Here is a 12,303-nt window from a genome sequence, read left to right on the forward strand (position 1 = left end):
GTAAATTTTTTAGAAAACTTTTTGAATTTAAAAAACCAGAATCGTCATATAGTTTTAACGATTCTGGTTAAGTTGCCTATTAATTTTTATTTGTTTGTTCCTTAATACCTTTTGTTACAGCTTCAGCAAAATCGTATATTGATTGTTTATAATCATTGGGATTTTCACGTGTTTTTCTATCGAGACGCCCATGATCAAAAAAAGATTTACGATACTGAGTTGAGATTTCTAATTGAACGCCCGAGCCCGTCTCATTTTTATTGATGATATTTTTACTGGAATCTCCATTAACATAGTTGGGGCTCTTTTCAACATTAAATGCTTCTTTTTCGAGTTCGTTAGTAATTGATTTGGCCATAGCTTTATCTTTACCACCGATATAGACAACTTTCTTCTGTTCTTGTATACCGTGTATCGAAATCGATTCATTTGATTGATTCGTTAATTTAATTAGTTTGGGGTCATCAAAACGGGTTGAGGTAATATGTAATTTTTGATTATTTGATTTCATTAAACCTTCAAAACTATATAAATTATAATCACCTTTTTTAGAAATAAGTTTAGCTAATTCTGAAGTGCCAGGCTCAATGCCTCCTCCATGAATCGCTGTAACGAGTATATCTTTGTTATTTGTTGTTTTGGCATTTGTTTGCCAATCACGATGTTCTTTAGTATCTGATTTAAGTTCAGTGAAATTTTTATAATGATCTTGATTTTGTGGTTGGTCATTTTTCCAAACATATAAGAAATAAAGTGTCGCCAGAATAATTCCCACAATAATCAACATGATTAAATAATATAAATAAGAATGGAATGCGTTTTTCATAATACTCCCTTGTTAAGCATGAGCCTGAGACAGAAATAGATGTCACAGGCTCTTTTTCATTTAGGCAGTAGATGACTGAATTGAAAATGTAAAGTCTCACTGATTAATTCATTAAGTTAGTGAGACTTATGCATGAGCTTTAGCTCAGGTAAACATTTCAATCCTAGTCATCCTTGCCGGGGTGGGACTACGAAATCTCTATTAGAAAATTTGATTTCTGTCCCACTCCCAGAAATCAAACATTAATCGTGTCATATATTTATTACAATCTTGTTACTTTGGTAATAAAGTGATGAATGATAGACAGTTAGCCCATTATCAATATCAATGACAAATAAAATAGAACGGCTCAAACTATGTTGGAATCTAAACTTCTTTTACTGCAAAATAGTTGTTTTCTTCATCAGCAAAATTAAAAACGCGTCCCATAGGTAATGTCATAATGTCGCCAACAGTTACTTGGCTATCTTTTAGACGATTAAATAGTTCATCGAATTGTGTAGTAGCAAAAATCAAAGAGGGTGTATCAGTGCTAACGCCCATATCCATTTCATCTACTTTAGCTTTGTCTTGTAGAACAATAGCAGTTTGCGCATCGTCATTGGGTGCTAATTTAACCACACGCATTTGCATTTCTTCAGTATCTTCTACTACTTTGAAATCTAAATTTTTAGTCCAAAAAGTAATTGCTTTATCATGATCATAAACATAAATCATTACTTCATCTAATCTTTGAATCATTATATCGCCCCCATAATTTTTGTATTACTTAAATTTAAGTATATAAAATAAAACAGGTAATACAAAATATTTAACTGTTCAAACTAAGTGAAGTTAAATCGTCATAAAATATCATGCTAAGTGCAAATTATGTCAAACATATGTAAAATTCATATTATACAAATAGGAAGGACGTGGTTGGGATAGATATCATAACAAAAATGCAAGTTGATGTACCAAGAGAAACTGTTTTTGAAGCATTTGTAGATCCAGAGAAAATTGGAGGATTCTGGTTCTCTTCTAGTTCTGAAAGATGGGAACAAGGTAAAGCCATTACACTCCGTTATGAAGAATATGATGCTGAGTTAAATATCAACATTGAGCGGGTGGAGGACAACCAGTTAATAGCATTTACTTGGGGTGCACATCCTGTAACCATTCAATTTGAAGAGGGTGAAGCGGGCACTGTTGTAACAACAACTGAAAAAGACTTCGACATGCAAGATGTGAAGCAATTATTAGGTCAAAAAGAAGGCTGGGTTTATATGCTCAGTTGTTTTGAAAGCCTACTTAGAGCATGGCGTTACCATTAGAGCAGCCATTTTATAGTGAAAGTGATTGAGCGAGAAACAGAGATCTAAATTAATTAGATGACAATCTCGCTCTTTTTTTATAAATGTTAAAAAAGAGGGAGTACAAAAATATAAGCAAAATACTTTTCAAAATAAACGGCATATGTCTTAATGTAATTATAAAAGTTACAATTAAAAAGGTGATGTTCATGAATTTAGAGTTTAATATTGCTGTGCATCTTCTGACGTTTTTAGTGAAACATCCGGATGAACGGTATAGTAGTAGTGAATTAGCAGAACGCATTTGTGTTAATCCTGTACAGTTAAGAAGAGTCACGAGAAAATTGAATAATCAACAGTACTTGGACGCAAGCCGTGGTAAATACGGGGGGTATCAAGCGAATGATCAAACAAAGAAAGTGAATCTCGCTGAATTATTTGTTGCATTTAGTGAAGAAAGATCGGATGGACGATTGTTTACAGGTGATGAAGGTAGTGACTGTGAAATTTCCAGGGAAATAGGTCATACAATGTCTAATTTTCATAAAAGAGAGCAAGCCTTACTAATTGATTATTATAAAAGTGTAACTATCCAAGACGTATTAAACGAAGTATTAAAGGAGGATTCTCATGAAACAGTATGATTTAGTGATTATAGGATTTGGTAAAGGTGGTAAAACACTAGCGAAATTTGCTTCAGCACAAGGTAAAAAAGTAGCTGTCGTTGAAAAATCTCAAGAGATGTATGGTGGTACTTGTATTAATATCGGTTGTATTCCTTCTAAAACACTTGTACATGAAGGCTTAGACCATGGTTCGTTTGACCGAGCATTTTCAAGAAAAACAGATGTTGTTAATGCATTAAATAGCAAGAACTATCATAATTTAGCAGATGAAGACAATATTGATGTATTAGATTACACAGCTAAATTTAAATCGAATCGCGAAGTCAATTTATTAAATGATCAAGGTGATGTGGTAGAAACATTATCTGCAGAGCATGTAGTCATTAATACAGGTGCAAAATCAGTTATTCCACCGATTAATGGTGTAGAAAGTTCAAAACATTTATATGATTCTACAGGTATTATGAATCTAGATTTCCAACCTAAAAAATTAGTTATTGTTGGTGGTGGCTATATTGCATTAGAATTTGCATCTATGTTTGCCAATTTTGGTACACAAGTCACTGTCCTAGAACGTGGCGATGATATCATGCCGAGAGAAGACGAAGATATCGTTAAAGAAGTTAAAAAAGACTTAGCAGATAAACAAGTCGATATCGTATTAAACGCGAATACAGAAAGATTTGAAGATGTTGAAGCAGGTACACTTGTTCATACGACAGATGGCACATACGAAGCGGATGCTGTACTATTAGCTACTGGTCGCAAACCCAATACAGATTTAAATCTTGAAAATACAGATATTGAATTGGGTGAACATGGTGAAATTAAAGTAAATGAACACCTCCAAACAACTGCAGCAAACGTTTATGCATTAGGCGACGTTAAAGGTGGTATGCAGTTCACATATATTTCATTAGATGACTTTAGAATCGTGAAAGATCAATTGTTTGGTAATGGTGAACGTTCTACTGAAAATCGTGGCGCTGTGCCATATACGGTATTTATTGATCCGCCATTAGCACGTGTTGGTTTAACTGGTAAAGAAGCCAAAGCACAAGGTTATCATATTATGGAAAATACGGTTCCAGTTAATACAATCCCTAGACACAAAGTAAACAATGATCCAAGAGGTTTATTTAAAGCAGTGGTTGATAAAGATAGCGAAACCATCTTAGGCGTGACGCTATATGGTAAAGAATCTGAAGAAATTATTAATTTAATAAAATTAGCCATTGATCAAAAATTATCATATAAAGTATTGAATACAAACATTTATACACACCCAACGATGGTAGAGTCATTTAACGATTTATTTAATATGTAAATAAATTTACACTCAACGTTCAATATAGGAAGTTAAAAAGCTCGGGTCTCATCATAGCCCCGAGCTTTTTTATATGACTTTAACTAACCAAGGCTTTAATAATCTGTCCGATAAGGTAAAAAGCACCAATAATGATACAAACAATGCCGATACTAATATAACTTTGTTTTTTGCTTACGCCTTCCTTTTTAGAAGTCTGCTGATTTAGGATGAGTAACACAATACCGACAATGATGAGTATGATTGAACCAATCCACATGATAAGTCGCCTCCTAATAAATATTCAGTATTGATTGCGTTGCGTGACAATGTTATCGCCCCGTTTAATATATATTTACCCGTCAGTCGCTAATAATTAACGTGTACAATGTATATTTCTATTTATACATCATGATCAGCGTTATACGTAATAATGAAATTAGTTAATATGTATTAAAATCAATAGATTGCTATGACATCCATTAATTTTTAAAGATTCATGTTAAAATATATATTATTTAATAATTCATATATAAAGAACGATGTGGTTTATAAATATTGAAAATTATTTTGGAAGGTGTGCTAAATGGATATAAAATATGAGTATCAATTTGATATGAATGATATAGATGAAATAGTGCGCATTTATCATGGGAACCATTGGAATGGCCATAATCAAGAAGAAGTGATTACACTATTTAATACTGCGACACATGTCGTGATTGCAAAAAGAGAGGGACAAGTGATTGGTTTCGCTAGAGCGATGTCAGATGGTGTGTTTAATGCCGCGATTTATGATGTTGTAGTAGATACCACTTATCAATCTAAAGGCGTTGGCAATAAAATTGTTCAAGAAATGGTTAATTATTTAGGGGAACTTTCTTGTATTCATCTTATCGCAACTACTGGGAATGAATCATTTTACGAAGCGCTTGGATTTCGAAAATTAAAAGCTGGAATGGCTATTTATAATAATGCAAAATTAAAAGATGAGTATACTGTTTAATTCATAACAGATATACTCATCTTTTTGTTGTGTAAAGAAGATTATAAAAGATTGTGACTCACGTCCTCGTAGGCATAATTTTTAAGTAAAGAACAACCAAGTGGGTGTTGTCCATTGTCTACATAGTGATTTATTTCTTCAAGGACATCTAATATTTCATATTCTGGCGTCGTAACATCAAACGTATATTTAAATAATTGCTTTTTGTCGGAAAGTACAGTAGCGATTAGTTCATCATTGTGCATTTTATAATTTAGTAACTGCATCGTTATCCCTCGCTTATATTATATTTCAATACATATGAAGTATTGATTGATGTAAATGAGAATAAATTTCAACTCATCTTTATCTAGATTATAATAATTACAATCTATAACTGATTATACATTAAAATTTATAAAATGTAGAGGGTTTTGACTTAAAAAATCTTGGAAATTTGTAAAATTTCACATGTAAACGCATGCTTAAGCCTTTTCTTAATAATAAATAATTTAAACTGGATGAAATGAATGAGCATGCTTGTAATCGTTAGTGTAATTTGCTACGATATAATTAATCGAATAAAGCTTTCTAGGGTTCCGCAAGGTGATTACTTTGGTCTGGTCCGAGAGAAAGCCACATATTTTTATGTGACACGGAAGGATAAAAGCCTGGGAGATAGTAATTAACACTATCTCCCGGGCTTTTTTTATTTTAAAGGAGGACATAGGAATGAATTGGATCAAAATTATTATCGCAACATTTTTTGAAGTAGGATGGGTGATTGGTTTAACCCATGCGTCATCTTGGTGGGAATGGCTGTTTACGATGATTGCTATATTTGTAAGCTTTTATTTATTAGTAGATGCTTCAAAGGTTCTGCCTGTAGGCACAGCGTATGCCGTGTTTGTAGGTCTCGGAACAACATGGGTTACGTTGTTTGATTTCTTGTTTTTTGGCGAACCGTTTAATGTTATGAAAATAATGTTAATTGTCATTTTACTTGCAGGTGTCATTAGCCTGAAATTAGTAACTACAAATAAAGGAGGAGAAGCATAATGGCATGGATCTTATTAGTTTTTGCAGGTGTCTTTGAAATGTTAGGTATAAATTTTTTAAATGCATATGTGCATCATCGTCAAAAACGAGATGCAATGGGACTCATTTTCTTTTTTGCTGTGAGTTTCATGGCATTATCTACCGCAATGATGTACCTTCCGATGAGCACAGCGTACGCAATCTGGACAGGTATTGGTGCAGTAGGTGGCGCAATTCTTGGGATGATCTTTTATAATGAATCTAAGGATATTAAAAGAGTAGTATGTATTTTAGTGATATTGGGAAGTACGATTGGTTTAAAATTAGTGAGTTAAAGTGAAGGACAATTTGGTAAATATTATACGGTCAAAAATGTGATGAGGGATTATTCAATTTTCAAGTTTATATAGGACGTGATGAATATCGAAACACAGTATTGCAGTGTAGACAATGTACGTTTATATAAAAAAAGACGACACATCCGTGTCGCCTTAAGAGTAATATGTTCATGAATATAAAAGACTAGTAGTCGGTTTCCAACTACACCTTTAATATATCATATCTAGTAATCAGGCTTCAATAAAAATGTAATATTGTCACATAAGCATTCATTTTTCCTCAAATCATATGAGTTAAAATAAAAAACTGTTAATTACGATACTGCGGGGATATTTGGTAACTGATACCATGAAGTACAAAGGTGGGGTGTAGTCTATGGAAGGTTTGGCAGCATTTATTATCATAACATTAATGATTATTATTGTTCCGGGGCCGGATTTCTTTGTCGTAATGAAAAATTCGATTACCTCAGGAAAAGGTAATGGCGCTATGGCAGCCTTAGGTATTACGTCAGGTCATGTAGTTTATTCACTGTTAGCTGTGTTCGGTATTATTTTTATACTGGCTAATATGTATTATGTCTTTGTGACAATTAAGATTTTAGGTGCTATATATCTTATATATCTAGGAATTAGAAGTATCATCAGTGCAAGACAAAGTATGAACTTTTCAACATCTCAGATGAAAGCACAGCGTATTACTTATTTAAGTTCATATAGACAAGGTTTTTTTAGTACGATTTTAAATCCCAAAGCATTACTTTATTATATCAGTATATTGCCGCAATTTTTAAGTACTGGTGAAGCTGTTACATCTCAAATTGCTATATTAACTGCAATTGTGACCACAGTTATTTTGCTCTGGTTTATTTTCTGTGTTTATATTTTTCAATATATTAAGCTATTGTTTACGAATAGAAAAATAAAAGCAATTTTTGATTATAGGGTTGGCGCAATATTGATTGGCTTATCACTTAATCTGCTATTGAGTAAAAGTAGTTAAATAGCATGTATGAACGTCTGAGACATTACTTGATGTGTTGGACGTTTTATTTTATCCCATTTTAAATTACAAGTTACCATAGTCATAAATAAACAAAATAATTTAAATTGTAGATAATTGTTTGTAAAACTCTTTTGAAATATTCACAATTTATCTCCATAATAATCTTGTTAGTTATTTATAATATTAAAAGAGAGAGGGGGAATAAACTTTTGAAAAATATATTTAATCCATTACAGAGGCTTCATTTCTATGCAGCGTTATTTATTACGCCGCTACTGATTACGTTAACAATTTCGGGCATTGGGTTTCTGTTTTTCCAAGAAGTAGAAAATAATATTTATAAGACAGAATTTTTCGGTGATAGTCCTGTAAAAGAACATCAATCACTTAATCAGGCAGTTGATCAAGTAGAAGATAAATTTGATGGTTTTTACATAAGTAAAGTTAGTATTTTAGAAGAGCCTTATAATAGTAGAATTACATTAGATGATATGGCAGGGAACCAACGTTATGTTTTTCTAGATCAAAATAATCAAATTGTTGCTGATCAAAATGCAAAACATACGTATGCGAACGTTGTACGAAATATACATAGCTCATTATTTACTGAAAATACTTTTATTAATTACTTGGTAGAACTGACAGCGTGTTGGACTATTTTCATGATATTGTCTGGAACGTATATGTTAATTAAGAAAAAATTAATTACAAATAAAAGTAAGCGATTAAGATTCCAAAAATGGCATGCTACACTTGGGATTATCATTGCCATACCGGTGTTTGTGCTTGTATTGACTGGCTTGCCATGGTCTGGATTTATGGGGGCTAAAATTGCGAGTGTTATGGATAATTCTGGAGAGTTGGGACAGTCAGAATTGGCAGTTAATCCACCTAAATCAGATGTGAATGAAATACCTTGGGCAACACGTAAAAATAAGCAACCAGAGTCTGAGAGCGGATCTGCGCATCATGGTAGTGGTGAAATGCCAAGAACAGATATTAAAAAACAAATTTCGATTGATAAAGTTGTTGCAGAAGCACAAAAAGATGGCATTACGAAGCCATTTTCAATTGTTTATCCAACGAGTGAAGAAGCGGCATTTACAGTTTCGAAAGGTAGTAATACAGGTGTGACAGGCTTAGACGTGTCACCTTACCATGAACAGACGTTATATATAGATCAATATAATGGTAAAGATTTAGGTAAGGTGAAATATCAAGAGTACGGCATAATTGGTAAATGGTTTACATGGGGTATTCCTCTGCATGAAGGTCATTTGTTCGGTATTGCCAATAAAGTGATTAACTTGCTTGTATGTATCGCATTACTTGCTGCGGTTGGACTGGGTCTAACGTCTTGGATTAAGAAAATGAAAGCAACGCAAATTAAAATACCAAAAAGAGTTAAAAAGCCAATGTCTATTCCATTGGTTATCATACTGGTTATATTAGGGATATTGATGCCATTATTTGGTTTTTCTCTTATTATCGTTTTCTTAATAGAGCTATTGCTTTATTTTAAGGATAAAAAGAATCGATAGTGCACGAACGGAATTTTACTGCTTTCAGACTGTCGACAAAGTCTCCGACTTTGTTGGCAGTTTTTTTATGCACACTTTCCGCGGCACTGCCTTAGCCTGTAGTCTTTGGCTAGTGCTCTTCCCACAGGAGTCGACATAAATCACTGTCAATAAAATATTGACTTGATTGCATAGGTGAGCCTACGAGAACTCTATTAGAAAATTTGATTTCTGCCCCACTCTCATTCTGTATTAAAAATAAGACTAATAATTAAAATAGATAAACTCCGCGCATATACTTGCGCAGAATTTGTCTACATTCAAAAAGCAGGAAGGTCTCTATGAGCCTCCCTGCTTTTTGTGTAGTAATCACATTAAATGTATAGATTACATTTCCATTTCATGTATTTTCATCATTAAACCATGTGGAATATCGTCGTGTTTTACAACTTCTTGTTTATAGAATGTTTTGCCGTCATCTTTAGAAACTAATTTAACAAAGTCACCTTTTTTAGGTTTGAAATCGTCATTTTTATTGTCTATTTTAACGTTTTTAGTCACGAGACCATCTTTTTCACTGACTACTTTTTCAGCAGTTGTACTATCTGACATATAGCCATAATATGTGCTCTTTTGACTCGATGTAATCATAAAGATGGTGAAGACGACACCAATAATGACTAAAATACTAATGATAGAAATTGTTAATTTTTTATTCATATACTCTGTCTCCTTTTATGTTAAGCATAAAGGATTAAAGTAAATTCGTATATAACCTTTTAAAATGTTGCTAATTTTGTCAAAAAATAAATTGCTATTCAGTTTAGGGATGGAAATAAGCGTGTTCAGAGATCAATACTCTGACACCACGATAAATATTTTTGATCGTATACCAAACGGTTATGACGAATAAAATAATTGCCACTGTAATCATTATCACACTGGTAATGGTAGAAGTATTATTGATTAAGACGCCACCAAATCCAATGCTGAGAATTAAAAGTATCGGTCCAATATACGTTATAATATGATAAGCTAACGATTTAGCTGCGTGGCTAGAAGTAGGTCTATCAGCAAAAATCCATATAAAAATAGGTAATATGATTGGTGCAAAAAAGATACTAAAATAACTCAGTGCTGCGAGAACGCGTTCTCCTTGTGTACTGTTTTGTATAACTCTGTCATTCATTTGTATCACCTCATTTAGTATACTAACAAGGTAGTTTCAAAAAATATAGAGTAAAAGCTTAACATGACAGTATTGTTAGTTAATCCGATTGATTATGGTAATCATGCGCATATGCATACAAAAAGAGAGGATGGTTAATATGAAAATATATTTGGTAAGACATGGTGAGTCACAATCAAATTATGATAAGAAACAAGGGAAAAATTATTTCTGTGGACAATTAGATGTACCACTTACTGAGAGAGGCACATGGTCAGCTCAATTATTACAGAGCTATTTTGACAAAAAAGCAATAGATCATATTTATATTTCTGATTTATTACGGACACGTCAAACTTATAATGCGATATTTGATAAATCGATTCCGGCAAGCGTGACCCCTTTGTTAAGAGAGCGTTCGCTTGGTATTTTCGAAGGTAAAATGGTTGAAGCGGTGGAACAAAATCCATCTTATACGCGCTATTTTGAAGATCAAAATTATCTTGAATTTCGTCACAGTTTTACGCAAAAGGCGCCAGAGGGAGAAAGTTATGCAGATGTTATGGAACGTGTTAAACAATTTTTTGAAAATGAAATTGATGATTCACTCGATTCCATTGCTATCGTAGCACATCAAGTTGTTATACGTTGTTGCTTCGTATATTTAGGATATGATTTGGAAGCTACAGTGATTGATAGAAAAATTGAAAACTGTGTACCTTATGAACTAGAAAAATAGCCATTAACATAAAAAACCTGAACTACGACATCGTCGTCGGTTCAGGTTAATATCTTTTAGCCGCTGTTAAGCTATCATGAAATCCTTGGAATAGCGTGTTGAAATTGTCTAAAAAACTTCCGACAATTACGGCAAGTATGACGTAAGTTACACTAAGTGCGATTGTTTTATAAGAAACAACGCCATATTTTTCTTTCTTCTCAAAGAGATTAAAAGCTATGAAGATAGCAGCCATGGCACCTATTAAAATTGTTAATATCATAAAGGTGTTCCTCCTTAAAATTATTACTTGAGTGGCTGAGCTTCGATTCATTTGTTCTTTAACTTATAAATAAGCATAACAAATGTTACTTTGTGAAAAAAAGGGATATCATATTAAAAAACCTTACAATTAAGTAAGGTTTTTTACAGAAATAAGTCATAGACTATGGTTAATATGGATATAAATAGGCTTGAGCCCTTTATAAATATGAAAAGGTGACATGTAATCTCTTTGTAACTTAACCGAATATTTTGTAAATACATAAGTAGCGACAGAGTTGGAAAACATATCTAAACTATAAGTTTGTCACTTATTTGTCGACGGCGTCAGATTTAATACCTTTATCTTTTAAGAATTTTTTGATTTTATCTTGTTGTTTCCCGTTAACATCTCCAGCATATTTTGTTGGTACATCTGCAACATTAAGTTTGTTTTGTGGCTGGTAATCTAATTGCTCAATGTCTTCGTCAGCATTTTTGATTGTGCTATTTAAGGCTGTAAAGTAATTAACGATTCGATCGAGGTTTTCTTCATACCCATCTGGGAATTTGTTGTTTTTTACGAACTTTTTGAAACGCACATCATTTTTAACTGAGTTATGTGATAGTTCGGATAAACGTTTTGCTTGTTTATCGGTAATCTTTGTATCTGTACCTGTTTGCTTATCTAATTGGTATTGGATTAGATACTTATTGTCTATAATATCTGAGTTCACATCTAGATATTTTTTAATTGCTTTATTAGCTTCTGCTTTGCTTAGTGTTTCGCCACTTTTGTCTGAATTAAAGATGTCTTGTTCAGTAATTGTTTTAACATTTTTAGGTGCGTTTTTTCCACTATAACCTTTGTCATCATCGGATTCATCATTTGAACATGCTGCGAGTATCACAGTTAGCACTAAGACTAATGAGAGTAATATACTTTTTTTCATAAATAAAAACTGCTCCTTTAAAAATAATCATACGTATATAACAAACTAATGAATGTATAAACACGTTCTTAAAAATTATAACTTAAGCGTATCATGTAGTGCTATTTATTTGAATGATGTATTAAATAATAAAACGCACAATCTTTTGAACAAAATATAAAAGAAAAGAGATGAACTTAGTAATTTTAAAAATATTCATTAGATTTTCATAATAAAATGTTACTTAGATATGTGCTGTATTTCAATTAATAATCAAATAAGCTATA

At 32.5% G+C, this 12,303-nt stretch carries 17 protein-coding genes and 1 riboswitch; of the genes, 9 read left to right on the top strand and 8 right to left on the bottom strand.

Annotated features, from left to right (window positions below; all coding sequences use genetic code 11):
* Positions 1-79: 79 nt before the first annotated feature.
* Positions 80-826, bottom strand: a complete 747-nt coding sequence (locus tag KA893_RS12495; protein ID WP_194376074.1) for a poly-gamma-glutamate hydrolase family protein — start codon at positions 824-826, stop codon at positions 80-82.
* A gap of 366 nt (positions 827-1,192) precedes the next feature.
* Positions 1,193-1,567, bottom strand: a complete 375-nt coding sequence (locus KA893_RS12500; protein WP_069821897.1) for a VOC family protein — start codon at positions 1,565-1,567, stop codon at positions 1,193-1,195.
* Positions 1,568-1,740: 173 nt separating this feature from the next.
* On the opposite strand from KA893_RS12500, the gene KA893_RS12505 reads away from it, so the two are divergent.
* The 3 genes from KA893_RS12505 to merA all read left to right on the top strand — a co-directional run bounded on the left by KA893_RS12505 (position 1,741) and on the right by merA (position 4,071).
* The gene (locus KA893_RS12505; protein ID WP_309543877.1) at positions 1,741-2,139 is read left to right on the top strand and encodes an SRPBCC domain-containing protein; all 399 of its coding nucleotides are present in this window, start codon (positions 1,741-1,743) and stop codon (positions 2,137-2,139) included.
* Between the two features lie 188 nt (positions 2,140-2,327).
* On the top strand, positions 2,328-2,762 hold the full coding sequence (gene hypR, locus KA893_RS12510; RefSeq protein ID WP_069821896.1) for a redox-sensitive transcriptional regulator HypR: 435 nt from the start codon (positions 2,328-2,330) through the stop codon (positions 2,760-2,762).
* The gene (merA, locus tag KA893_RS12515; RefSeq protein ID WP_037539143.1) at positions 2,749-4,071 is read left to right on the top strand and encodes a hypothiocyanous acid reductase MerA; all 1,323 of its coding nucleotides are present in this window, start codon (positions 2,749-2,751) and stop codon (positions 4,069-4,071) included. The genes hypR and merA overlap by 14 nt, the downstream gene beginning before the upstream one ends.
* 79 nt (positions 4,072-4,150) lie before the next feature.
* On the opposite strand, the gene KA893_RS12520 is transcribed toward merA, so the two are convergent.
* Positions 4,151-4,330 carry a hypothetical protein gene (locus tag KA893_RS12520; protein WP_069821895.1) on the bottom strand — a complete coding sequence of 60 codons (180 nt, stop codon included), beginning with the start codon at positions 4,328-4,330 and terminating at the stop codon, positions 4,151-4,153.
* Positions 4,331-4,636: 306 nt separating this feature from the next.
* Between KA893_RS12520 and KA893_RS12525 the strand changes: the two genes are divergently transcribed.
* Complete coding sequence (locus KA893_RS12525) at positions 4,637-5,056, top strand: GNAT family N-acetyltransferase (protein WP_069821894.1); 420 nt, start codon at positions 4,637-4,639, stop codon at positions 5,054-5,056.
* A gap of 41 nt (positions 5,057-5,097) precedes the next feature.
* On the opposite strand, the gene KA893_RS12530 is transcribed toward KA893_RS12525, so the two are convergent.
* A complete protein-coding gene (locus KA893_RS12530) occupies positions 5,098-5,322 on the bottom strand; it encodes a hypothetical protein (protein WP_011303942.1) in 225 nt (74 codons plus the stop codon).
* A gap of 293 nt (positions 5,323-5,615) precedes the next feature.
* A riboswitch (guanidine-I (ykkC/yxkD leader) is annotated at positions 5,616-5,715 on the top strand.
* A 52-nt stretch (positions 5,716-5,767) separates the two neighbouring features.
* On the opposite strand from KA893_RS12530, the gene KA893_RS12535 reads away from it, so the two are divergent.
* The 4 genes from KA893_RS12535 (at position 5,768) to KA893_RS12550 (ending at position 8,958) form a co-directional block, all read left to right on the top strand.
* Positions 5,768-6,094 carry a DMT family transporter gene (locus tag KA893_RS12535; protein ID WP_037539141.1) on the top strand — a complete coding sequence of 109 codons (327 nt, stop codon included), beginning with the start codon at positions 5,768-5,770 and terminating at the stop codon, positions 6,092-6,094.
* Complete coding sequence (locus KA893_RS12540; protein ID WP_047505262.1) at positions 6,094-6,408, top strand: DMT family transporter; 315 nt, start codon at positions 6,094-6,096, stop codon at positions 6,406-6,408. The genes KA893_RS12535 and KA893_RS12540 overlap by 1 nt, the downstream gene beginning before the upstream one ends.
* 379 nt (positions 6,409-6,787) lie before the next feature.
* Positions 6,788-7,414, top strand: a complete 627-nt coding sequence (locus KA893_RS12545; RefSeq protein WP_069821891.1) for a LysE family translocator — start codon at positions 6,788-6,790, stop codon at positions 7,412-7,414.
* Positions 7,415-7,626: 212 nt separating this feature from the next.
* Complete coding sequence (locus KA893_RS12550; RefSeq protein WP_069821890.1) at positions 7,627-8,958, top strand: PepSY-associated TM helix domain-containing protein; 1,332 nt, start codon at positions 7,627-7,629, stop codon at positions 8,956-8,958.
* Between the two features lie 366 nt (positions 8,959-9,324).
* Here the strand turns inward: KA893_RS12550 and KA893_RS12555 are convergent, their stop codons facing one another.
* Both KA893_RS12555 and KA893_RS12560 read right to left on the bottom strand, forming a co-directional pair.
* On the bottom strand, positions 9,325-9,657 hold the full coding sequence (locus KA893_RS12555) for a DUF4889 domain-containing protein (RefSeq protein ID WP_041079841.1): 333 nt from the start codon (positions 9,655-9,657) through the stop codon (positions 9,325-9,327).
* A 103-nt stretch (positions 9,658-9,760) separates the two neighbouring features.
* Positions 9,761-10,126: a magnetosome magnetite crystal formation protein family gene (locus tag KA893_RS12560; RefSeq protein WP_037539136.1), complete on the bottom strand. Its 366-nt coding sequence runs from the start codon at positions 10,124-10,126 to the stop codon at positions 9,761-9,763.
* Positions 10,127-10,265: 139 nt separating this feature from the next.
* On the opposite strand from KA893_RS12560, the gene KA893_RS12565 reads away from it, so the two are divergent.
* Entirely contained in the window at positions 10,266-10,844 is a 579-nt protein-coding gene (locus KA893_RS12565) for a histidine phosphatase family protein (protein ID WP_069821889.1), read from the top strand.
* 46 nt (positions 10,845-10,890) lie between these two features.
* Here the strand turns inward: KA893_RS12565 and KA893_RS12570 are convergent, their stop codons facing one another.
* Positions 10,891-11,106: a hypothetical protein gene (locus tag KA893_RS12570; RefSeq protein ID WP_011303933.1), complete on the bottom strand. Its 216-nt coding sequence runs from the start codon at positions 11,104-11,106 to the stop codon at positions 10,891-10,893.
* A gap of 310 nt (positions 11,107-11,416) precedes the next feature.
* Entirely contained in the window at positions 11,417-12,037 is a 621-nt protein-coding gene (locus KA893_RS12575) for an NDxxF motif lipoprotein (RefSeq protein ID WP_069821888.1), read from the bottom strand.
* Between the last annotated feature and the right edge of the window lie 266 nt (positions 12,038-12,303).

This window comes from Staphylococcus sp. GDY8P126P (assembly GCF_017891965.1).
GTDB classification, from domain to species: domain Bacteria; phylum Bacillota; class Bacilli; order Staphylococcales; family Staphylococcaceae; genus Staphylococcus; species Staphylococcus saprophyticus.

Coding starts and splice junctions, on each gene's coding strand:
- KA893_RS12570 (WP_011303933.1), bottom strand. CDS start 11,106: ATGATATTAACAATTTTAATAGGTGCCATGGCTGCTATCTTCATAGCT.
- hypR (WP_069821896.1), top strand. CDS start 2,328: ATGAATTTAGAGTTTAATATTGCTGTGCATCTTCTGACGTTTTTAGTG.
- KA893_RS12540 (WP_047505262.1), top strand. CDS start 6,094: ATGGCATGGATCTTATTAGTTTTTGCAGGTGTCTTTGAAATGTTAGGT.
- KA893_RS12500 (WP_069821897.1), bottom strand. CDS start 1,567: ATGATTCAAAGATTAGATGAAGTAATGATTTATGTTTATGATCATGAT.
- KA893_RS12560 (WP_037539136.1), bottom strand. CDS start 10,126: ATGAATGACAGAGTTATACAAAACAGTACACAAGGAGAACGCGTTCTC.
- KA893_RS12530 (WP_011303942.1), bottom strand. CDS start 5,322: ATGCAGTTACTAAATTATAAAATGCACAATGATGAACTAATCGCTACT.
- KA893_RS12520 (WP_069821895.1), bottom strand. CDS start 4,330: ATGTGGATTGGTTCAATCATACTCATCATTGTCGGTATTGTGTTACTC.
- KA893_RS12575 (WP_069821888.1), bottom strand. CDS start 12,037: ATGAAAAAAAGTATATTACTCTCATTAGTCTTAGTGCTAACTGTGATA.
- merA (WP_037539143.1), top strand. CDS start 2,749: ATGAAACAGTATGATTTAGTGATTATAGGATTTGGTAAAGGTGGTAAA.
- KA893_RS12525 (WP_069821894.1), top strand. CDS start 4,637: ATGGATATAAAATATGAGTATCAATTTGATATGAATGATATAGATGAA.
- KA893_RS12565 (WP_069821889.1), top strand. CDS start 10,266: ATGAAAATATATTTGGTAAGACATGGTGAGTCACAATCAAATTATGAT.
- KA893_RS12555 (WP_041079841.1), bottom strand. CDS start 9,657: ATGAATAAAAAATTAACAATTTCTATCATTAGTATTTTAGTCATTATT.
- KA893_RS12495 (WP_194376074.1), bottom strand. CDS start 826: ATGAAAAACGCATTCCATTCTTATTTATATTATTTAATCATGTTGATT.
- KA893_RS12535 (WP_037539141.1), top strand. CDS start 5,768: ATGAATTGGATCAAAATTATTATCGCAACATTTTTTGAAGTAGGATGG.
- KA893_RS12545 (WP_069821891.1), top strand. CDS start 6,788: ATGGAAGGTTTGGCAGCATTTATTATCATAACATTAATGATTATTATT.